Here is a 22,635-nt window from a genome sequence, read left to right on the forward strand (position 1 = left end):
TCCCGCCGGCCGCTTTTTTCTATCTTAAACTTTTATTTTTCTTCCAGAGAAAATCCATGCTCTGTCCGCACCAGTGTCGTCTCATAAAAGGTCTTTGCGAACTGCACCAGATAAGCAGTATCTTTGGCACCTGCCGTCTCATACGGGGAATGCATCGCAAGCTGAGCCATTCCGATATCCACACTTGTCACCGAGACAAGAGAGTTCAGAATTGCGCCGAGCGTGCTTCCGCCCGGAATGTCAGCGTGGTTTGCGAATACCTGGCACGGTACGCCGGCCTTCTCGCAAATCATCTTTGTTACGGCTTCCGAAACAGCATCGGTCGTGTATTTCTGGTTTGCACTCTGTTTGATGACAACGCCGCCGTTCATGTAGACGCGGCTCTTCGGATCGTATTTCTCCGCATGCGCCGGATGAAACGCATGTGCATTATCGGCAGAAACCATAAAGCTTCCCGCAAGATCTCTGTGGTAAGCGGTCGTGTCTTTTCCGCACGCTGCGTTGATGTGCTGCAGGGTCTCAGTCAGGAACGACGAATCTGCGCCCTGCTTTGTGAGGCTTCCTACCTCCTCATTGTCAAAGATTGCGCAGACATTGACCTGGCCTGTTGCCTTTGCAGCAAGAAAGCCCTTTAAGGAGCCAAACGCGCTCTGCAGGTCATCCAGACGCCCACTGGATAAAAACTCTTTTCCGGCACCCCAGATGGATCCTTCCACTCGGTTATACAGATAAAGCTCCATGGAGAGAATATCCTCTTTTGCGGTATCCGGCAGAAACAGCTCGTAAAAATGATCTTTCGCTGTCTCATCACCGAGAATCGGGAGCATGTCGGTCTGCACACTGTATTTGATTCCGTTGTTGATGTCACGATTCAGATGAATCGGCAGATTCGGGATCGTCACCAGATCTCGTCCGGCATCAACCAGCACGGATTTCACGCTGTTTCCGTCACGTACCACCATGCGGCCCGCCAGGGAAAGCGGACGGTCAAACCATGGGGAACGGATCATTCCGCCGTAGCCCTCCACGTTCAGGCGGGTGTAATGACCATCCGTCACGAATGGATCCTCTCCCTTTACTTTAAACGTCGGACAGTCGCTGTGGCTTGCGATGATCTGGTAGCTGGAAAATGCGCTCTCAGGGATCTGGAACGCAATCACCGAGGATTCATTTCTCGTCACATAATATTTTCCGCCCGGAACGAGACTCCATTCTTTTGTCTCCTCCAGTTTTGTATATCCATTTTCGTTCAGCAGATCGCCGGCTTCTTTTACCACATGAAACGGGCTTTTGCACCGCATGATAAAATCGAGCAGCTCCTGCGCTGTATTCAGGTATTCCATAGTTTTTCTCCTTTGCATATATTCAAACGCTTCTTCTATTTTATAAAATCCCGCTGTCTTTTTCAAGACCCAAAAACCTGTGGGAACTTACTGTATCACTCGCAATCATCATTTCGAAGCGGATATTCGCAATCCGCTTCGCTACTCGCACATAAAACCAGCCGCTGCTTCGCAAAAAAATCCCGCACAGACAGATTTTTATTTTCTGTCGTGCGGGACTTACTTTTTCCGTTTTTTCTGCTATGCGGAAACCTGATTTCCGGTATACAGCTGGTAATATTTTCCTTTCTGTTCCATCAGCTGATCATGGGTACCGCGTTCAATAATTTGTCCCTGCTCAAGAACCATGATACAATCGGCGTTTCGTACGGTAGACAGACGATGTGCGATAACAAAGGTTGTTCTTCCGCTCATCAGCTTATCCATACCATCCTGAACAATGCGCTCGGTACGGGTATCGATGGAGCTTGTCGCCTCATCGAGAATCAGTACCGGCGGATCTGCAATGGCTGCACGCGCGATCGCAAGAAGCTGCCGCTGACCCTGGGACAGATTCGCACCGTCTCCGGTCAGCATTGTGTCATAGCCCTGCGGCAGACGCATAATGAATCCGTGCGCATTCGCCAGTTTTGCTGCTGCTACAACCTCATCCTCCGTCGCATCGAGCTTTCCGAAGGCAATATTTTCTCTTACCGTTCCCGTAAACAGATGTGTATCCTGCAAAACAATGCCAAGCGATCTTCTCAGGTCATCTTTTTTGATCTTTCCAATGTTGATCTCATCGTAACGGATCTTACCTTTCTGAATATCATAGAAGCGGTTGATCAGATTGGTAATGGTTGTCTTTCCGGCTCCGGTAGAACCGACAAACGCGATCTTCTGACCCGGCTCTGCAAACAGCGATACATCGTGCAAAACAATTTTATCCTGATTGTAGCCGAAATCAACATGTTCGAATACCACACGGCCCTGCAGCTCGCGGTAATCCACAGATCCATCTGCCTGGTGCGTATGCTTCCATGCCCATTTTCCGGTACGCTCTTTCGTCTCGGTGAGTTTTCCGTTTTCTTTCTTCGCATTGACAAGCGTTACATACCCCTCGTCCAGCTCCGGCTCTTCATCCATCAGTCGGAAAATACGTTCCGCTCCTGCAAGTGCCATAACAATTGCGTTCAGCTGCTGGCTGACCTGGTTGATCGGCATGTTAAAACTCTTGTTGAAGGTCAGAAAGCTTGCCAGACCACCGAGCGTAAAGCCACCGACGCTGCCAAGGGCAAGTGCACCGCCTACAATTGCACAGACAACATAGCTCATATTTCCAAGCTGTGCATTGATCGGTCCGATAACATTTGCAAACGCATTGGCATTGTAAGCACTCTCATACAGATTGTTATTAATTTCTTTGAATTTTTCGATATTCTCCTCTTCATGACAGAATACCTTGACAACCTTCTGGCCATCCATCATCTCTTCGATAAAGCCGTTGACTTTACCAAGATCCCTCTGCTGTTTTACAAAGAAATTTCCGGAAAATCCGGCCACCTTTTTTGTCACTCCCAGCATGATAGATACCATAACCAGCGTTGTAATCGTCAGCGGGATGTTCAGAATCAGCATACTGACAAAGACACTGACAATCGTGATTGCACTGTTGATGATCTGCGGGATACTCTGACTGATCATCTGACGCAGGGTATCAATATCATTTGTATAAATCGACATGATGTCGCCGTGCGCATGGGTATCAAAATATTTAATCGGCAGCTTTTCCATATTGCCGAACAGATCATTTCTCAGATTCCGCAGGGTTCCCTGGGATACATAAATCATGGTACGGTTCTGAACGAACGCAGCCACAATACCGATTCCGTAAAATCCGGCCACCCGCAAAATTGCGTGGAGCAGCGGGCCAAAATCCGGATCCGGCTGGGTCAGCATCGGCGTGATATAGCCGTCAATCAGCGTTTTCATAAACATCGTTCCCTGTACATTTGCCAGGACGTTGACAAAAATCGCAATGACAACAGCGATGCAGTGTACCGTATAATCCTTTAATACATATTTCATAATTCTGGTAAAGATCTTCATCGGATTCTTGACCTGCGGTTTCACCCCTCTTGGAGGTCTTGCTCCCGGCCCCTTTACCTGCTGTACTCTCTCTGCCATTCCTTACTCACCTCTCTTTTCGTCAAAGTCTCCGCCGCCACCGGTCTGAGACTCATATACTTCCCGGTAAATTTCATTGGTTTTCAGTAATTCCTCGTGGCTTCCAAAACCATTTACTTTTCCGTTCTCCATGACAATGATGCGGTCTGCGTCCTGCACACTGGAAATACGCTGTGCAATGATCAGCTTTGTCGTCTCAGGAATCTCGGTCAGGAATGCCTTCCGGATTTTCGCGTCGGTTGCGGTATCGACAGCACTTGTACTGTCATCCAGAATCAGCACCTTTGGTTTCTTCAGCAGTGCTCTTGCGATACAGAGGCGCTGTTTCTGGCCGCCGGATACGTTGGATCCGCCCTGCTCGATGTAGGTGTTGTAGCCCTCCGGCATCCGGTCGATAAATTCATCGGCGCAGGCAAGACGGCAGACACGCTTGCACTCTTCTTCCGAAGCATTTTTATCACCCCAGCGAAGATTGTCGAGAATGGTACCGGAAAACAGCACATTTTTCTGTAAAACAACGGCTACTTCATTTCGCAGCGTTTCCATATCGTAGGAGCGGACATCCTTTCCGCCGACCTTAACGGATCCATCTGTTACATCATACAGACGGCTGATCAGGTTGACAAGACTTGTTTTCGCACTTCCGGTTCCACCGATAATACCGATTGTCTCACCCGATTGGATGGAAAGATTGATATCCGAAAGAACCGGCTCGCCGGCTCCTTTTTTGTAGTTGAAATAGACATGATCGAAGGTAATGCTTCCATCCGGAATCGAAAAGTCCGGATTCTCCGGATTATCGAGATCACTCTTCTCATTCAGGACTTCTGAAATACGGCGCGCACTTGCAAGGCTCATTGTGATCATAACGAATACCATGGAAAGCATCATAAGGCTCATCAGAATGTTCATGCAATAGGTCAGAAGGCTCATCAGTTCTCCGGTCGAAAGACTGCTTCCGACAATCATTTTGGCGCCGAGCCAGCTGATCAGAAGAATACAGCTGTACACGGTCAGCTGCATCAGCGGTGCGTTAAAGGAAAGATTTTCTTCTGCTTTACAGAAAATTTTATAAATATTTTCGGACGCTTTGTGAAATTTTCCTGTCTCATAATCTTCGCGCACATACGCTTTTACCACACGGATTGCGGATACGTTTTCCTGCACACTCGCATTTAATTCATCATATTTTGGAAATGCCTGCTCGAAATATTTGGTTGCAGACCGCATGATCAGAAACAGACACGTTCCAAGAAGAATAACGGCCACCAGATAAATGCTCGCAAGGCGTGCATTGATGTAAAACGACATAATCATTGCAATGATCATACTCGCCGGTGCACGCATGCACATACGAAGGATCATCTGATATGCATTCTGCAGATTCGTCACATCTGTGGTCAGACGGGTGACAAGACCTGCTGTACTGAATTTGTCAATATTGGAAAAAGAATATTCCTGGATATTTTCAAACATGGCCTGACGCAGATTTTTTGCAAATCCGGCAGATGCCTTTGCTCCATATTTTCCGCCCATGATACCTGCAAACAGACCGATGGCTGCTGCCACTACCATGAATGCTCCCACCACGTAAATGTGATGGAGATCGCCTTTTTCTACACCGTTATCGATAATGGATGCCATCATAAGAGGAATGATCATCTCCATGATAACCTCCAGAATCATGAAAATCGGAGTGGCAATGGAGGCTTTTTTAAACTCTTTTACCTGTGCTCCAAGTGTTTTTAACATGATGTCTCTCCTAACATATTTTTTACGTTGTTTTTGACCTGATCGATGACACGGTAGAAAGTGTCAAGATCTTCTTTTGAAATTCCCGCAACCGTCTGTTCTTCCAGCATATCGATCATATCTTTCGTCTTCTCGTGAAGCTCTCTTCCGGTATCGGTCAGCACCAGTTTTTTCAGCCGCGCGTCATAGGGAACGGACTCCCGTTTGATGTAGCCCTTTTTCTCCATGAGCTTTAAAATGTTGGTCACGGTAGAGCGGCAGATCTTAAATTCCGCTTCAATATCTTTCTGGAAAATATCTTTGTGCTCGTTCCTGCACAGATAGCCCAAAATCCACCCGTGCATGGCCGTCAGTTCATCGACGCCCCGCTCTCTGGCGGCTGCCATCAGGTTCCGTGACATCATATTGTCCAGCGTCCGCAGTTCGTGGCCGATTTTTCTTTTTTTACAACACACGCTGCTTTTTTCCTCCTTTCCCCTTTGCTGCCGTCCCCATCTGTTCGTTATAAAACTGTTTGAATAAGGACTGTTCCATAAGCAACTGTTCTATAGATGACTGTTTCATATTAAACAGTTCGCTATAGAACATTCTAGGAGATTTTGTGGGAAATGTCAACCTGTTTGCGTAAAAAAATCGAAAAAAATGCTCCGGATAAAAGTTTTTCACTTTCCGCCCAGAGCATTCCGCTCGTTTATTCTTCGATTTTTCTTCTTAAATAGCTTCCCACCATATGGGAAAAGTTGCGGATATCGCGCGCATACGCGAAATCCTTGCCGAAAATCTTCTGCTCCGCCATAAGCTCCGTCTCCTCGCCTACAAAGACCCCAAGCACCGAGACACCCTGCTGCCTGAGGCGCCGCACCTCAGTTGCCGTGTCATGCAGTGCATAGTCATCCCGGTACGGCTTTGGATTTCTCGCATTCGGCCGGTTCACCAGCACATCGTACGGCTTTCCGTCGCTTAAGAGGATCAGCAGCTTCCGGTCCTCCTGGCGTTTTAAAAGATCCATCCCCGCCGCCTTGACAGCAAGCCCGTCGCGGTTGTTTGAGGATGTGATATACTCAAAAATATTGCTGTTCTTCTCCCGCGGATCGTCGTAATCGCGCATCCGGTGCAGGATCGTGTAATCCCAGAACGTACAGAAGCTCATCACGCGGAACGGGATGTGCAGGCGGCTTAAGGTCTCCGCCAGAATGTACGTCTGCAGTGTCACATTCTCCTGGCGCGGCCGCTGGGAACCGCTCGCATCTACGAGAATATCCACGACAAAATCCAGCGAATTCCGCCGCTGCTCCAGCCGGAACAGATCCGCATTCTGGCTCCGTCCCACCTTCCACATCCGCGCGGGCTGTAAAATTCCGTGGTCTGCATCCGCAAACGACTGATCCTCCTGCAGCAGCATCGCTTTTTTCAGTTCCTGATACAGCAGCGAAATGTTCTGCCGCACCGCGCGGTGCTGGTCGTAATAGGCATGAAGGTTTTTATCCTTCTGCTTCTGCGCGTAGGAGAGCTGATAATACTTTCCGACCGGATTTTTCAGCACACCCTCCGTGTAATAGAGGCTGCAGTCGCTGTGGATGCCGCGGCAGAGCTGGTAATTCCGGCTTTTCTCCTCACTCTCCGAGAGCCACGTTTTTCCGTAATTGCGCTGAATGTACTGATACATCCGTGCCAGCGCTTTCTCATCGACGACAACGACCTTTTTGGTATCGCTTCCCGCTGTTTTTTCTTTCTTCTCTTCCGCCTCTTTTGATGTGAAATTTGTCATATCAAGCGAAACTCGCTCCAGATATGTCTCGAGCCCGTCCTCATACAGCTCTTCCGAAAGGAAATCCTTCCAGGAATACTCGGTGAGCTCCTCGATCGTTACCGCAAGAACCGAGGCAAGATCACCGTGCTTTTTCACAAATGCGGGATCGACGACCTTATTGTACAGCTCGTCCGTCACCCGGATCAGTTCCATTGTATCCGCTGTTTCGGATGCGTGCTTCAGCAGTTTCATCCACTCCCGCGTTTTTCCCGAGTATGAAGGGCTTTTCCCCTCGTCCTCCTCTCTTCTTCCGCGCAGATACTCCAGTTTCAGGCGGCCTGTCTCATTTTTGGATAAAGATTCAAACGAGTGGTCCAGTATTTCCTCCGCTGCTCTCCTTCGAAAGCCCTTGACACCGGGGCGCTCGCTTTCGAGCCGCTTCGATACGGCCTCCTCCGTCACCAGCTGGGCGAGCATCATCAGTTCTCCCTCCGCTGCGCCGCTGTAAACCTTCTTCACCAGATACAGGCTGTAGGCTTCCCGATCAAAGTAACACGAAAAGGCGCCCTGGCGGATTGTGTCGTACAGTACCGTATCCGGCTCCTTCGCATACCGCTCCACATCCGGGTTCAGCTTCAGCGTGTAGTCGCCGCTGACAGTCCAGACGAGATTGCGGATCCGGCTTTCCAGCTCCATCTCATGCGTTTTTAATGTTTCCTCTGTCACCATACGTATTTCCTCTAAAAAATATCCTGCGGCGTCCACTCTTCCGGAATCCGCGTGCGCACGACATCCCGCACGATCTCTTTTTCAAACAGGTCAAAGCATTTATTGACAATGCCGATCTGCACCGCAAGATACGGGGACAGCCCCTGGCGCATCGTGCCGATCGCTCCGAACAGACCGCGGAGGTCGAGCGCGCGCGTGGTGATTTCCGCCTGTTTTGCCTTTTTCTGCAGATCGAGGTAAAGGCCGGCCAGCGCTTCGCGTGCCGCCGGTTTCAGATCCGGGAATTTTGACTGCATCAAATAAAACAGTGTCTCTTCTGTAAGCGGCGGCATGTCAATCACCAGAAAGCGGGACACCAGCGCTTCATTCAGCTCCCTCGTTCCCGCATAGCCGTAATTCATCGTTCCGATCATCCGCGCCGCCGGGTGAAGCGGAATTTTATCGTAGCCCGGCACATCGATGATGCGGCGGTAGTCGAGCGCGGCGTGAAGAACACTGACCGCATCGTTTTTCGCCATGTTGATCTCATCGAGAATGCCAAAACCGCCTTCCTCTGCACAGCGGTAAATGCTGCCTTTCCGGAGTGTGACCTCCTGGTTCTGGAACGTATCTGTTCCGATCAGCTCGGCGCTTCCTGTGTTTACATGGAAGGAAACGTTGTACGTCGGTCTTCCGAAAACATACGCCAGTGTCTCTGCCAGCACGTTTTTTCCCGTTGCCTTCTCGCCGGTCAGCAGCAGATTTTCGCCCTGCAGCAGCGCGGCAATTGCCATCTCCAGAATCTCTTTTCCGAAAAACGGGATTTCCGGCGTGCTCATGCGGTTCTCTAAGCCCTCCGCCACCGGATAGCTCTCGCGGAATTTCCGCACACTCTCAATTAACGCCCCGCTTACGCCCTGTTCCTGTAAAAATGAATCGTTCATCTTCTATTTTTTAATCCTCTCTGTCGTTAAAATATCGCTTTGCTTCTCTATAGTATACGGGATCCGGCCGCTTTCTGCAAGGTCGGACTTTGGCTCACTGCCCGCACAAAAAGACACCGGAAAACAGGTTTTCGTCCCATTTTCCGGTGTCTTGCTTCTATTTTATCTTCGATTCATCGATCGCATTATCCACGGATTCCGGAAAGAATCTCCTCTGTGGAAGCTTTTGCCTCCTCGTCCAGGTTCTCTTTCTTATAGTTCTCATATCTCTGTTTGTGATGCGGATTCTCTGCCCACAGCTCGTCTGCGGCTTTTTTCCACTCAGCAGCATACAGATCACATTTTCCGCACAGATGCTCTGCGCTCTCCGGAGACTGCAGGTCGGTTGACTTCGCGCCGGTCTTCTCTACCATCTCACGCAGCAGTTCCGGATTTTCGAGCATCGGACATGGACGCAGGTGGTTGCGGTTGAACGGCTGTCCATCGCGGTATGCCTGGAACAGCGGCTGCTGCAGTGCTTCGATCAGGGAAACTTCGTTGATGTTGGCGCCGGAGTAATGGATGAAAACACACGGCTCCACATCGCCGTTTGCATTGATATGGCAGTAGTTTCTTCCTCCTGCGATACAGCCTCCGACAAACTCACCGTCGTTCTGGAAGTCCATAACAAAGATCTGTTTGTCACTCTTATCGGAACGGATCTCACGCAGTCTGTGATAGATATATTTTCTCTGCTCAACCGTCGGCATCAGCTCCGGTGCAGCGTCCATGCCGACCGGCATGAAGTGGAAATACCAGCTGTAACGGCATCCGTGCTCGATCAAAAGATCCAGGAACTCGTCACTTGTAACGGTCTCGAGGTTTGCTCTTGTGTAGCAGATGGAAGTACCAAAAAGCAGACCGTGTTTTTTCATCAGATCCATGGCTGCCAGAACTTTATCGAAAATACCCTCGCCGCGGCGTCCGTCGTTGACCTCCTCGAAGCCTTCCAGAGACAGGGAGAAGGAGATATTGCCGAGCTTCTGAACCGCCTCACAGAACTCCTCGTCGATCAGGGTTCCATTGGTGAAGCAGTGGAATTCACAGTCATGATGCTCTTCTGCCAGACGCAGGATGTCTTTTTTGCGCACAAGCGGTTCGCCGCCGGTGAACATGTAGAAGTAGGTTCCCAGCTCTTTTCCCTGGCTTATGATATCAGAAAGTTTCTCATAGGAAAGATTCAGCTTGTGGCCGTATTCTGCTGCCCAGCATCCGGTGCAGTGCAGGTTACAGGCACTTGTCGGGTCCATCAGCATCGTCCATGGGATGTTGCAGTTGTATTTTTCACGGTTCATACGGATCTGTTTCGTTCCGACGAAAGCTGCCTGGAATCCCAGGTTCAAAGCAGTCATTTTGATCACCTGCGGATCCAGCTCGTCCAGTCCGCGGTTGACATACTGTACCCATTTGTTGTCCGGATTCTGCAGCATGGTGCGGATATTGTCGAACGTTTTCTCCGCAAACATATTTCCGGTAAATTTCTGTACAAAATCCGTCAGATTCAGCAGTGCTTTTGTTCTGTCATCTCCGTGGTTCACATATTTTAAAACACCATCGATCGCAGCGCCTGCAGCGGCTCTTTCTACTTTCATTTTTGCATCCATTGTTCACGATCTCCTTTGTAATAGTTTAATATTTTCGCCCGGAATTGATCTGGTTTTGAATACCACATCCTGGCTTTTTCCCATTATATTCTCCATATTTGGAAAATACAACCCAAAATTCCCTCGTTTTGGACATATCAAAAAAAGTGTCCCACGAGGGAACACTTTTTCCTGTTTTTCTCTTTCTGTTATGTTTCACATTGCATTTTCGGATTCACACAGGGCATTTCCTAATTTTCGATCAGAACCGCACGGATCGGGCCGCCGTATTGGTGTTTCTTTTGGATCGGCGCAGCCACGAGAAAATAATGACCAGAGGTCACTTTCTCCAGATTCAGATTTTCAACAATCACCGTGCCTTTTTTCAGTAACTGCTGATGAACATCATTCCCTGATGTCTCATTTCCGACAGTTTCCTGCTCCACACCGAGCAGCACCAGTTTTTTCTCTGCCAGGTAATCTGCCCCATCGCGTGTAATCTGCGCATCGCCGCGGATCAGGAGACGTTCACAGTCTTCTTCCATGACCTCCTCGAGCACTTCTCTTGTCACTTTTCCCTCAAGCTCCGCCACCTGACAGATGCCAAGTGATCGGTCGAGCGTCGTCTGCGCCGTTCCTTCCTCCGTCATCAGATGACGCGGCGCGTCCATTGCGGAAAACTGCTCTCCGGAAATGTCATATAATTTCATATTTTCCTATCCTCAAACCGGGAAACTCCCGTCTTTCTTTTTTCCAATATTTGCCGATACTGCCAGATTCTTCCGGCAGCCAAACCTTGTTTAGTATAGCCTATTTTCGGACGCTTTACAAGGCTCATTTCTGCAAAAATTCTGACTTTTATACAGCAATCCTGTCTGCAATAAACAATTTGTCATTTTCACTCCCCTGATGTATAACAGAAATATCCAAACGGTTACGCTATCTTTCAAAAGGGAGGGAAATCTTATGAAACTCCGGCTAAGCCCGTGGATCTGCGCCACGGCTTCGCCGGAGTTTTTTACACTCTTCTGGTTTACGGAATCAGACGGTGAATGTCTCTTGGAAACAGGGATGCGTTCCGCACATTTTCAAATCCGAGAAGCCGTGCCGTAAACCGCTCCAGCCCAAGACCGAGGCCGCCGTGCGGGGGCATGCCGCAGCGGTGCATCATTAGATAGCTCTCAAACGCTTCAACATGCATGCCGCGGCTTTCGAGCTTTTCCACCTGCTCCCGGTAATTGTGGATGCGCTGGCCGCCGGTCGTCACCTCAAGGCCGCGGAAGAGAAGGTCAAAGCTTTCCGTCACTGCCGGGTTTTCTCTGCTGTCCATCGCGTAGAACGGGCGCTTGGCGCTTGGATAATGTGTCACAAATACGAAGTCACTGCCTGTCGTTTTCTTCACATATTCGCACAGCAGTTTTTCCTCCTCCGGTTCAAAGTCCAGTTTCTCCGAAAAGGCTCTTTTGTATACGCGGCTCACCAGCTCTTTCGCCTCGGAAAAACGGATTCTCGGAATCTCCGTGATCACCGGCACCTCTGCTTTTAAAAGCGAAAGCTCCGCTCCGCATGTCTCCTGCAGCCGTCCAAATGTGTACCGCAGCATTTCCTGCTCCATCGCCATGATGTCCTCAAAATTCTCGATATAGCCCATCTCAAAGTCCACGCTTGTATATTCGTTCAGATGACGCGCCGTGTCGTGCTTCTCCGCCCGGAAGACCGGTGCGATCTCATAGACACGCTCGAAGACGCCGACCATCATCTGCTTGTAAAACTGCGGGCTCTGCGCCAGATATGCCTGTTCGCCGAAATACGACAGGGAGAAGATATTAGCTCCGCCCTCGGCTCCCGCTGCTACGAGCTTCGGTGTGTGGATTTCGGTGAAGTGCTGTCCATCCAGAAATTCGCGGAACGCCTGACAGATCCTGGCCTGAATCTGGAAAACCGCGCGCTCTTTTTCATTTCGCAGCGTGATAGGCCGGTAGTCCAGCAGGTTCTCGATGGAAGTGTTGACCCGCTTCTGGTTGATGACAACCGGCGGTACTTCTTCCGGCTCGGAGAGGATTTCCACGTCTAACAGATGCAGGTCATACCCGCTTCTGGAACGCTCTTCACGGATCACCTCCGCGGTAAACCGGACACACGCCTCTTCTTTTAATTCCTCCAACGCAAACCGGGCATACGCCGGCTCGTACACGCACTGTACCATCTGCCGTTTCGTCCGAAGCAGCACAAATGCAAATGAGCTCATTTTTCGGATTTTGTAAATGCTTCCATGCAGCCGCACGATTTCGCCGATGTGTGCTCCTAACTGCTCTGCTTCGAGTTCCTCTGTTTTTCTTACTTTTACGGTATTCATTTCTGTCTTCATAGTCTTTTCTGCCTTTCTGTTCTGATTTTTCTTTATCGCCGCAAAATCAGCAGAAAATCCATATGGACATAATCTGTATGTCCCATACGATCACAACCCTTCTCTGATGTAAATTTCAAGTCATTCCCGCATGGATAAAAAATGGCAAAGAAAAACCACACGGGGTATTTCTTTTTCTCCCAGTGTGGTTTCCCTTTGCCTTATCTTCCACACAGGTACAACACAATCAGCGCCTGTACCTGTGAAGTATAGTAGTCTTCACTTTGATACAAGCGCTATCAATCGTCGTCCCTGTGCATCTGTACGCTGTGCATCTCGTTCATCGTTGATAACCTCTGTTTCGTAATTTTGTTGTATTATAGTTCTGCGTTCCGGTTTTGTCAACCCTTATTTTCCGTAATCGATGATCACCACTTCCGCTTTCGTCCCGATCCGCATCGGCGGTCCCCAGAGACCCACGCCGGATGTGACGATGCTGTACATGTCTCCGACTTTCTTCATCCCGCAGGCATTCTCCCACATCAGGCCGGTAAGGATATTGCCTGGGAAGAGCTGTCCGTCGTGCGTATGACCGCCAAGATCAAGGTCTGCGCCTGCCTCTGCCAGCTCGGTCAGCTCCGACGGCTGGTGGTCAATCACAAAAACTGGAAGCGACTGGTCCAGTCCGGTAAGCAGTTCGGACGGCGTGTCGCGTGTCTCCTGCGTTTTGCGGATCCGGTCGGGATCTTTTCGGCCCGCCAGATAAAAGGCATCATCGATACAGACCACATCATCCTCCAGCAGATGAATCTTCGCGCGGTCCAGAAACTCACCGAACCGGCGGTCGGCGATGCGCTCCTCCTTCGTCTCAAACGTAAAGCCCGCGAGAATCTTCTCATCGAGATCGTGGTTGCCGTAGCAGGCGTACGTGCCGTACCGGCTCTTTAAGCCCGCCAGAAGATCCGCCACGCGGTCCGGCTCATAGATGGCATCGTACTCATTATCAAAAATATCCCCGGCAATCACAACGACATCCGGCTCCTCAGCGTTGATTTTTTCCACCATCTCTTCCATCTGATGACTGCCGATGCTGTACCCCAGATGAAGATCTGCGACGAGAGCAATTTTCAGATGTGCATCCTTTTTCGATGGAACCTCATATCGTGTCGTGTAAATATGGACTGCATGCACCATTCCGTAGATGCACATTCCCGTCACAAAAAGGATCGCGCCAAGGCCGACCGCTTTCAATCCCATCGGAGAATACAGCCAAGTTTTCGTCAGTGCCGTATGCGCAAAAATGAAGCGCAGCAGCACCAGAATCGCGGTGAAGCCAAGAAAATACAGATACATGCCAAGCCAGCAGTTGCTGATGACCTTTAAAATCCGGTGAACGGGATCTCTTTTGATCAGAAAGCTCGTCAGCAGGGAAAGTGCAAAAAATGCATACAGCACCAAAATGACACCCAGCACGGCCGGATGGCGGAACAAAGGATGCACCTCCTTCATCCACCGCAGCAGCCAGTAGGCGGTAAATACATTTGCCAGTATGTAGACCGGCGCAAGAAATATTGCAAGCATACGTATGTTTCCTCTCTTTTTCGATTCAAATACAGGGCAGGAAAAAGCGTGCCGAACGAAACGTTTCCGGCACGCTTTTTTGCCAGGCATTCATCAGAGTTTTTTCTCTATGATATCAAACAGCTCACGTCTCCGCTTCCGCCAGCGCCAGCCATTTGCAAGTTTGTTGTAGAAATAGAACGAATCCACAAGCACCATGTTCAGGCGGCCGATCCGGTCTTTCGTCGTTCCGTTGTAATGTTCGCCGCCGCATTCGATCTGCGGGCACGTTTTTACGTAGGCGATCAGATCATCCTCACTTCTGATAGTATCCGGCAGCTCGGTATACGCTTTTCCGATGCAGTCCAGCCGGTGCGCATCGCTTCCGCCAAAGCCGGGCTTATTGAATTTCTCCGCCAGCCGTTTCGCTTTTGCGTTCGTCTCCGCGCTCTCACACGCATTGAAAATTTCAACAAAATCGAACTGCGGGAGAAGCTGGGCAATCCGCTGCTGATACTTTTTCTTCCGTTCATTCGTGCTGATCATGCTCATAAATTTTTCGCCGTACGGATGCGCCGGTCCTAAAATTCCGCCGTACGCATGGACGATCTTGACAAGGATCGATCCCGGCAGACCGCGTAGCTCCAGAATTTTTAATTTTACGCCGAACGGCATAATCACAAGAATGTGGCCGCAGTCGCACGTATCGTACTCAACACCTTTTAATACCACAAAATCCTGGTGTGCTCTTCCCTTGATGGCATTCTTCCACTCGCGGTATCCGTCATAGGAATCGTGGTCGGATACCAACATTCCTCCAAATCCTTTTCGTTTCAGTGTTCGGATGTACTCCTCAATCATGACTTTTCCATCCATCGAACCCTCTTTTGTGTGGCAGTGCATATCAAATTTCATGCAAAACGCCTCCTTTTATCTTCCATGTTCGAAAACCATTTCGTTTTTCCTATTTTTCTGGAATCGTTTCGGATGGTTCCGCCGCGTTTTTGGCGCGGCAGAATCGATAGTTTGTACCATCTAACTTTATTTTACCACTTTTTCCACAAAAGAAAAAGAAATTTCTTCTGAAGATCTGGTAAATTTTCCTTAAGGAATGGAGTTTTTAGACAATTCCTGTTCTTTGTCCCTGTTTTTACCGTGTTCTTTTTGCTATGATAAAAACAGCTTATTTTACTTGATCGGAGGAACACATTATGAATTCACAGGACATCACCCGCGCACTGATCGACACAACAGTTGCACGCGCGATGGTGGAGATGGACGCAGATCCGAAACGCAGCGTCCGCAAGCTCTGCGATCTTGGCCGCCAATTTTCCCGCGGCCGCTTTCAGAATCAGATTTTTGCCATTTTTCAGGATCTTCTGCGCAACGATGAAAGCCCGTATTATCAGGCGATCGACTTTCTGCTGCGCAGCAACGATCCGGAAGCGCTTCGTCAGTTCGGCATCAACATCGGCTACAACAGTTTTACCTACGGTGCGCAGATTCTGCGCCAGAAGCAGAAAGAACTTTCCTTTGCTGTTCCCTGGGTTGTCAAGCTCCGTCTCGACAGCCGCATCCCGGACACTTATGATTCCTCGTTTTTTGCATCCGTGGTCAGAACTGGTCTGACATACGGCATCTACTCTTATCAGCTCCGCTCCATGGATCATCATGAGGATATGGAATCCTACCTTGCCGTCATCCAGTCGCATCCGGAATGCGCGTTTCTCTGGTTTCTTTCCGATACGCCGCTTACCGAAAAACAGCAGAAACTGCTTTTATCCTGCCCGAACCTGATGGTTTCTCTTCCAATTGATGCCCCCTCAACGGCTTCCATGGCAAAAGCCCTGCGCCATCAGAAAACGCTGTTCGGTATGCACAAAGTCTATCAGGATGCAGATGCTGCCGCTTATCTGCTCTCTTTTGACCACCTGTATTCCCAGATGGAACAGAGTGTCTTTTTCTTTCTGGTCGCAGATGATTCGTGCTCAAAAGAAAGTATCCGGGCTGTTTCCGATGTTGTTCAACAGTACCGCTTCACCCCCATACAGCCATTCTTCCCGATCGAAGTGCAGGAAGACTCCCGCAAAATTGAGCAGATTATCACCGCCAATCCGGCGTATCTGCTGCTTCTGCCGGATCACATGGCCCGCACACTCGATACGCCCACCGTTTCCTTTGGAGAATTGTCTCTTCGGAATATATTTTACCGTGAACTGCTCGCAGATGCATAAAAGTACAGCCAAAGCGGAATTTTATTTCTTTGGTTCCGCTTTGGCTGCTATTTTTTCTGATGATCTGTATATCACTTCTTTCAGTTCTTCGACAAACGTTTCCGGTTCCAGCTCGCTTTCCATGGAAAACCAGCGCAGAACCGCGGTCAGGAAGGCATCACAGAAGAACGTTACAAACAGTTTCTGATTCTGTACCTGAAAGAGATCCTGTACAAAAAACGCCATGACCGGCTCGAGCATCTCGTAAAAGTAATCCTTAAAACTGTTCTGCCCTTCGATCCTCAGGGCACTCTGGTAAAATGCTTTATTCTGATAGAAAATATTGCAGACCGCCACCAGCACATCCCATTCATTCTCAAAGTTCTTTCCGCCCATGTTTGTCAGAAAGTCCACATAAAAGATCCAGTTTACCAGATCGTATTTATCTTTAAAATGATAATAAAAGCTTTTCCGGTTCAGACCGCATTCCTCGCAGAGATCTGAAATACTGATTTTCGCAAAAGACTTGCGTACCATCAATTTTTTCATCGCATCTGCAAGCGCACTCTTTGTACTGTTGGAATCCGCCATCTCTTCTCTCCCTCTCTTTTCGACCGTTTGTGCTATTATTCTACACCATCTTTTTCCTTTATGCAAGAAAAGCGCACCAGGAAAAGGCTGTATTTCCTTTTTCTGGCACGCTTTTTGCAATCATGCTTCTTCCGTTTTTCCATCTGCCTCCAGTGTGAACCAGAATGCCACACCGTTGTCGTAATTCTGGCAGCCGCACTGCTGCTGGAAGGAATCCATAATGGCTTTTACGATGGAAAGGCCGATGCCGCTTCCGCCGTATTCCCTTGTTCTCGCTTTGTCCACCTTGAAGAATTTCACCCATACCTTGTCGAGATCCTCCTCCGGGATCGGGTCCCCGGTATTGAAAACGGTTGTCTTTACGACATTCCCTTCTTTTTTGCAGGTGATCTCAATCGTGTGGTCGTAGTCCAGATGGTTGAGGGCATTCGTCAGATAGTTGGTGATAACCTCCTCGACTTTGAATTCATCGCCCCAGACATAGAGCGGGTCGCCGCCGGTAAAGAGCACTTTTGCCTCTTTCTGGCGGATCAGGATGTCGGAGGACTGCAGCACGCCTTTGATCACGGCGTTCAGATCGAACCGTTCCATATTGACCTGATCCTCACCGAACTCGAGTTGGTTCAGGTTCAGGAGTTTTTTGACCATCTCGTTCATCTTTGCCGCCTCGTCGATGATGACATCGCAGTAGAACTCGCGGCTTTCCTCATCGTCGTTGATGTTGTCTTTCAGGCCTTCCGCATAACCCTGAATCAGAGCGATCGGGGTTTTCAGCTCATGTGTGACATTTGAGAGGAACTCGCGGCGCATTTCATCAATCTGCGTTTTTTTGTCAATATCTTTCTGCAGCTCAACGTTCGCACTTTTCAGCTCGGAAATCGCCTGCTCAAGCTGTTCGGACATGACATTGAAGTTGTTTCCAAGCTCGCCGATCTCGTCTTTTCCGCCGCTCACGTAGCGGGCATCGAAGTCAAGGGCTGCCATTTTTTTCGAAATTTCGGTCAGCTCCTGCACCGGACGGACGATCTGGCGGGTGATGATCCAGATCACAATGGCACCGATGATGATGATCGGAATGCCGATAAAGAGGTAAAATTGGTTGGAAAGGCCGACCGCATCCGTGATGCTCTCCAGCGGGCATCTTGCAAAGTAGCAATTTCCATTGTCAAACCAGCCGATGATCTGCAGATACTCGGCATCGGCGTGGCTGTCGTAGAATTTCTGGATCTGATAGTTGTCTTTGCTGTCAACGACTTTGGTATTTGCCTGCTCGTTTCCGCTGATCAGGCCGAAGATCAGGGTCTGGAGGCTCTGGCGGTCGGTTGCGTTGGAATAGACGAAGCTGCTGAGCTCCGGTCCGGTAATAATGACTTTCAGGTTGTTGGTAGCACAGAACTGCTCGAAGGTATCAGGGATATTGTCGCTGTCTCCGCCTGTCGCATTCAGTTTCTGAAAGCTCTCTGCCAGAATGTGTTCTTTATCCCGGATATAAAAGGACCCGAGAAAGAAGTAATTGATCAGGCCGATGATAAGCAGGGTAGCTGCCATGGTCGCAATAAAAGTGTAGGCAATTCGTTTTTTGACGGAGTGTTTTCTTCCCTTTTGTGGCATTTTCAAATGAAACCGGTGCTTTTTCTCCGTCTGGTTTCCCATTGTCACACGGGAATCTTCTGCAGGCATCTCCATGGAAGTCTCATTTTGTTTTTCTGTTCCGTTCATGATTCGTCCGCCTCGAATTTATAGCCCATGCCCCAGATGGTCTTGATTAAATCGCCTTTGTCGCCCATTTTGCTGCGGAGTTTTTTGACGTGGGTGTCGATGGTGCGTGCGTCGCCGTAGTAGTCGTAGTTCCAGACGTTGTTCAGGATTTTTTCTCTGGAGAGGGCGATTCCCTGGTTTTCGAGGAAGTAGGTGAGGAGTTCGAATTCTTTATAGCTTAACTCCATTGGTTTTCCGTCAATGGATGCCATGTGGGCGGCTTTGTCGATGCGGATGCCGCCGGCTTCTAATACGTCGTCTTCGCCGGTTTTGCCACTGCGGCGCAGGATGGCTTCGACGCGGGCGACGAGGATTTTCGGGGAGAATGGTTTTGAGATGTATTCGTCTACGCCGAGGTCAAAGCCGAGGAGTTCATCGCGTTCTTCGCTTTTGGCGGTGAGCATGATGATCGGGACTTTGGAGTTCTGGCGGATTTCGCGGCAGACCTGCCAGCCGTCCATTTTGGGCATCATGACGTCGAGGATGATGAGGGCGATGTCTTTCTGGGCGTAGAAGGTGTCTACGGCCTGTTCGCCGTCACCGGCTTCGATGACGTCGTATCCGGCTTTTACTAAGAAATCTTTGACGAGTTTGCGCATGCGGCTTTCGTCGTCTACTACTAGGATTTTTAATTTTTCCATGAGTTTTGTCTCCTTTATATGACGGACGGAAAACGCCCGGCTGCCCGCCCGCTCGTGCTTTTTCCTGATCTCGTTGTGTTTTTATGTTTGATATTTTTACCATTTTACTTTAACATGGGTTTATGTTTTTTCTGTGAAATGGGGTGAGTTTATTTTAACATATAGGAAGGGAGTTGGAAACTTCTATTTTTTGTATTGATTAAATTTGGGTATGAAAAAAGATCTCCTGGGGTTGGCAGAAGATCTTTTTTCATACGGGTTATTCTTCTTCGTCGAGATAGTATCTGCCGTAGGCGTCGGCTGCTTTAATGGCGGCGAAGACGGTCTCCGGGGTTACTTCGAATGGCATGTTGTGGAGGGTGTCGTTCTCTGCGCATGCGGTTTTGGCTACTTCCATGAGCTGGTCGTCGGTTACGTTTCCGGCACCGAGTTCAGCCAAGGTGACTGGGAGACCGACTTCGATGCACCATAAGATGATGTCTTCGAGTTCATCAAGCGGTACGTTTTCCAGGACGAGCTGAGTCAGGGTTCCGAAGGCTACTTTTTCACCGTGGTACATGTGATGGCATTCCTCGAGTACGGTGAAGCCGTTGTGGATGGCGTGGGCTCCTGCGAGGCCTGCGCTTTCAAAACCGATTCCGGAAAGGAGGGTGTTGGCCTCGATGACTTTCTCGACTGCCGGGGTGCATACGCCGGCTTCAAGAGCGATTTTGGCTTTTACGCCTTCTTCCATCAGAGTGTCAAAGCAGAGTTTCGCGAGTGCCATCGCTGCCTCGGTTGTTTTTCCGCCGGCGCAGGAAGTAGCTCCGCTTCTCTGGCAGGCTCTTGCTTCAAAATAGGTGGCAAGTGCATCACCCATTCCGGCTACGGTCAGGCGGACTGGAGATTTTACGATGATGTCGGTATCCATCAGAACCAGGTTCGGGTTTGCCGGAAGGAAGAGGTATTTCTCGAATACACCCTCTTCTGTGTATACAACAGACAGTGCGCTGCACGGTGCATCGGTCGATGCGATGGTCGGGCAGATGAATACTGGTATTTCTGCGTAGTAGGCAACTGCTTTTGCGGTATCAAAAATTTTGCCTCCGCCGACACCGATGACCAGATCACAGCCTTTTTCTTTCACGATAGCAACCAGACGGTTGATCTCACTCTCACAGCACTCGCCGTTGAAATAATCAAAAACAACGTCGCAGTCGCTTCCCGCAAAGCTTTCTTCGATCATTGCTCCGATCCGTCTGTAGCCTCCCTGGCTGATCAGAACCAGTGCTTTCTTTCCGCATTTTGCAGCATATGTTCCGATGTTTTTCATTTCCCCTGCGCCCTGTAAATATTTGGAAGGGCTGATTAAAATTTTTGCCATTTCTCTTACGCTCCTTTTTTGTTTTTTGAACGTCAGCCTCCGCTTCTGGCGTTTTCTGCGAAAAATGAGTTTACCGCAGAACTTGTCTTTATTATAATAACTGTGCTATAAAATTGCAAGAATATTTCCATCCAAAATGAACCCCGGAAGTTCACATATTGCCCCGGGATTTTTCGGTTTATTCTGCCTGATCGTAAATGATTTTGCAACGCAGCAGTCCTGTTCGTCGTTTGGGGAGGTATACGGTGCAAACAGATAGACAACTGTCGGGGCATCGTAAAAAGCATTCTGGATTGTGCTGTCATCAGCAATGCTGTCGGCTTCGAGAATCTTGTCCAGTTCTTCCTTTTTGATCTGCTCCGGCTGGTAAAACGGGTGGAACGTCTGGCTTTGATTAAGGTAACCGCCCCTCTGATACGTTTTCACGTAAATTGTCTGAGGCTTAGCTGTGTTGACAATCGCATCGGCATGAACTTTTGTGATGTCGTTTCGGATGATTTTAAATGGCATGGGGATCACCTTCTTTCGTGGGATTTATAGCTGTTTTAATTTATAAGTTGCAAACAGCGTATAATGGTATATTTACCATCCGCTCCTGCTCTTTATACTTCAATGTTGAAAATCGAACTGCTTCTTCCGGCTGGAATTTTTCGCAATATGTTTTAAGACTATGGGATCGAATGTTCTGTTCCGCCTTTACTTCAATCGGCACAATACTCTTTGCCTTCTGAATCAGAAAATCCTGCTCGAAAGTTGCTTTTTCATTTCCATAATAATATGGCGTATAAGGGGTATCTGAAATCAACTGCTGCAGAACGTACTGTTCTGTAAGCGCGCCTTTAAATTCAACAAAAATATCGTTACCCTCCAATATGGATTCTGCTGGCAGTTCACTCATTGCTCCGAGCAGTCCTACATCCAGTACGAATAATTTATATGCATTCATATTTTTATACGCCTTCAGCGGCATATGAGGCTCATTTACCCGGTTGACTTTATATACTAATCCACAATCCAGAAGCCACTGAATTGCTATTTCAAATTCGCTGCTTCTGGCTCCTTTCTTTATCTGTCCAAAGAAAAATTTTTTATTCTCCTTCGCCAGCTGCATCGGAATAGAATCCCATACCATTCGTATTCTTGGGAGAACTTTTGCTTCAATATGCTTTCCAAAATCACCCTCATACTGCCGTACAATATCACTCTGTATCTGTCGTACTTCTGCATAATCTTTATTCAAGCGAAATGCATCTACAACTGCTGGCATGCCGCCTGTATAATAATAATTTTTCAGCCAGAACAAATATTTATCCGCAAAATTGTCAATTAAATTGTAATCCTTTGTTTCCAATGCACTTTCCAGCCCTTCTTCGTCCATAGCGCACAGGAATTCTCTAAAATTGAATGGATATAAATCCAGTAAATCTACTTTTCCCACCGGATAGGATATTCCCTCATGAAGCGCCACGCCAAGAAGTGAACCTGCTGCTATTACATGATATTCCGGTGCTTCTTCGCAAAAATATTTCAAAGATTCCAACGCTTTCGGTGCATTTTGAATTTCATCCAGAACAATCAATGTATTCTCTGGGGTGATCGTTACGCCTGATTCAATATTGAGGTTCATAATAATACGTTTTATATCGAAATCCGTATCGAAAACCGCCTGCATTCTCTGATTATTGTAAAAAGAAATGTAGGCGGTTTTTTCATAATATGTCTTACCAAATTCTTTCATTAACCACGTTTTACCAACCTGCCGGGCTCCCATTAAAATCAGTGGTTTTCTGTTACTTTTTTTCTTCCAGTCTAATAGTTTATCCATTGCAAATCGACGCATGCTGATCTTCCTCCATTTCTCTTTTTTATTATTTCAC

The 22,635-nt window shown here is 48.6% G+C and carries 18 protein-coding genes; 1 reads left to right on the top strand and 17 read right to left on the bottom strand.

Annotation, left to right across the window (positions count from 1 at the left end; all coding sequences use genetic code 11):
* Positions 1 to 32: 32 nt before the first annotated feature.
* From DXD02_RS01635 to DXD02_RS01685, 11 genes are all read right to left on the bottom strand, one after another.
* Positions 33 to 1,343: a M18 family aminopeptidase gene (locus DXD02_RS01635; RefSeq protein WP_118666290.1), complete on the bottom strand. Its 1,311-nt coding sequence runs from the start codon at positions 1,341 to 1,343 to the stop codon at positions 33 to 35.
* 240 nt (positions 1,344 to 1,583) lie between these two features.
* Positions 1,584 to 3,509 (bottom strand): ABC transporter ATP-binding protein, encoded by a 1,926-nt coding sequence (locus tag DXD02_RS01640; RefSeq protein ID WP_118659129.1) that lies wholly within the window; start codon positions 3,507 to 3,509, stop codon positions 1,584 to 1,586.
* 3 nt (positions 3,510 to 3,512) lie between these two features.
* Positions 3,513 to 5,261, bottom strand: coding sequence for an ABC transporter ATP-binding protein (locus tag DXD02_RS01645; RefSeq protein WP_117760378.1), 1,749 nt, complete (start codon positions 5,259 to 5,261; stop codon positions 3,513 to 3,515).
* On the bottom strand, positions 5,255 to 5,716 hold the full coding sequence (locus tag DXD02_RS01650; protein WP_242991099.1) for a MarR family winged helix-turn-helix transcriptional regulator: 462 nt from the start codon (positions 5,714 to 5,716) through the stop codon (positions 5,255 to 5,257). The genes DXD02_RS01645 and DXD02_RS01650 overlap by 7 nt, the downstream gene beginning before the upstream one ends.
* Before the next feature lie 236 nt (positions 5,717 to 5,952).
* Positions 5,953 to 7,740 (bottom strand): cobaltochelatase CobT-related protein, encoded by a 1,788-nt coding sequence (locus DXD02_RS01655; RefSeq protein ID WP_118666291.1) that lies wholly within the window; start codon positions 7,738 to 7,740, stop codon positions 5,953 to 5,955.
* A gap of 11 nt (positions 7,741 to 7,751) precedes the next feature.
* On the bottom strand, positions 7,752 to 8,663 hold the full coding sequence (locus tag DXD02_RS01660; protein WP_117800888.1) for an AAA family ATPase: 912 nt from the start codon (positions 8,661 to 8,663) through the stop codon (positions 7,752 to 7,754).
* 185 nt (positions 8,664 to 8,848) lie between these two features.
* A complete protein-coding gene (locus tag DXD02_RS01665; protein WP_055226489.1) occupies positions 8,849 to 10,306 on the bottom strand; it encodes a radical SAM protein in 1,458 nt (485 codons plus the stop codon).
* A gap of 230 nt (positions 10,307 to 10,536) precedes the next feature.
* Entirely contained in the window at positions 10,537 to 10,995 is a 459-nt protein-coding gene (locus DXD02_RS01670; RefSeq protein WP_117800885.1) for a hypothetical protein, read from the bottom strand.
* Between the two features lie 323 nt (positions 10,996 to 11,318).
* Entirely contained in the window at positions 11,319 to 12,653 is a 1,335-nt protein-coding gene (aspS, locus tag DXD02_RS01675) for an aspartate--tRNA(Asn) ligase (RefSeq protein WP_330427168.1), read from the bottom strand.
* Between the two features lie 387 nt (positions 12,654 to 13,040).
* Positions 13,041 to 14,213, bottom strand: a complete 1,173-nt coding sequence (locus DXD02_RS01680) for a metallophosphoesterase (protein ID WP_022463295.1) — start codon at positions 14,211 to 14,213, stop codon at positions 13,041 to 13,043.
* 93 nt (positions 14,214 to 14,306) lie between these two features.
* A complete protein-coding gene (locus DXD02_RS01685) occupies positions 14,307 to 15,107 on the bottom strand; it encodes a PHP-associated domain-containing protein (protein WP_055218178.1) in 801 nt (266 codons plus the stop codon).
* Between the two features lie 296 nt (positions 15,108 to 15,403).
* Between DXD02_RS01685 and DXD02_RS01690 the strand changes: the two genes are divergently transcribed.
* Positions 15,404 to 16,426: a hypothetical protein gene (locus DXD02_RS01690; RefSeq protein ID WP_118666292.1), complete on the top strand. Its 1,023-nt coding sequence runs from the start codon at positions 15,404 to 15,406 to the stop codon at positions 16,424 to 16,426.
* A gap of 21 nt (positions 16,427 to 16,447) precedes the next feature.
* On the opposite strand, the gene DXD02_RS01695 is transcribed toward DXD02_RS01690, so the two are convergent.
* The 6 genes from DXD02_RS01695 to DXD02_RS01720 all read right to left on the bottom strand — a co-directional run bounded on the left by DXD02_RS01695 (position 16,448) and on the right by DXD02_RS01720 (position 22,598).
* Positions 16,448 to 16,996: a TetR/AcrR family transcriptional regulator C-terminal domain-containing protein gene (locus DXD02_RS01695; RefSeq protein WP_055226495.1), complete on the bottom strand. Its 549-nt coding sequence runs from the start codon at positions 16,994 to 16,996 to the stop codon at positions 16,448 to 16,450.
* A 120-nt stretch (positions 16,997 to 17,116) separates the two neighbouring features.
* Positions 17,117 to 18,715 (bottom strand): sensor histidine kinase, encoded by a 1,599-nt coding sequence (locus tag DXD02_RS01700; protein ID WP_226906309.1) that lies wholly within the window; start codon positions 18,713 to 18,715, stop codon positions 17,117 to 17,119.
* The gene (locus tag DXD02_RS01705; protein ID WP_055218183.1) at positions 18,712 to 19,395 is read right to left on the bottom strand and encodes a response regulator transcription factor; all 684 of its coding nucleotides are present in this window, start codon (positions 19,393 to 19,395) and stop codon (positions 18,712 to 18,714) included. Before DXD02_RS01705 ends, DXD02_RS01700 begins: the two co-directional genes overlap by 4 nt.
* A gap of 259 nt (positions 19,396 to 19,654) precedes the next feature.
* Positions 19,655 to 20,758 carry a glycerol dehydrogenase gene (locus tag DXD02_RS01710; RefSeq protein ID WP_118666293.1) on the bottom strand — a complete coding sequence of 368 codons (1,104 nt, stop codon included), beginning with the start codon at positions 20,756 to 20,758 and terminating at the stop codon, positions 19,655 to 19,657.
* A 105-nt stretch (positions 20,759 to 20,863) separates the two neighbouring features.
* Entirely contained in the window at positions 20,864 to 21,268 is a 405-nt protein-coding gene (locus tag DXD02_RS15675) for a hypothetical protein (protein ID WP_243106329.1), read from the bottom strand.
* Between the two features lie 40 nt (positions 21,269 to 21,308).
* Positions 21,309 to 22,598 carry an ATP-binding protein gene (locus tag DXD02_RS01720; protein WP_118594709.1) on the bottom strand — a complete coding sequence of 430 codons (1,290 nt, stop codon included), beginning with the start codon at positions 22,596 to 22,598 and terminating at the stop codon, positions 21,309 to 21,311.
* Between the last annotated feature and the right edge of the window lie 37 nt (positions 22,599 to 22,635).

It is taken from the genome of Blautia sp. TF10-30 (genome assembly GCF_003481245.1).
Taxonomy (GTDB): Bacteria; Bacillota; Clostridia; order Lachnospirales; family Lachnospiraceae; genus Fusicatenibacter; species Fusicatenibacter saccharivorans.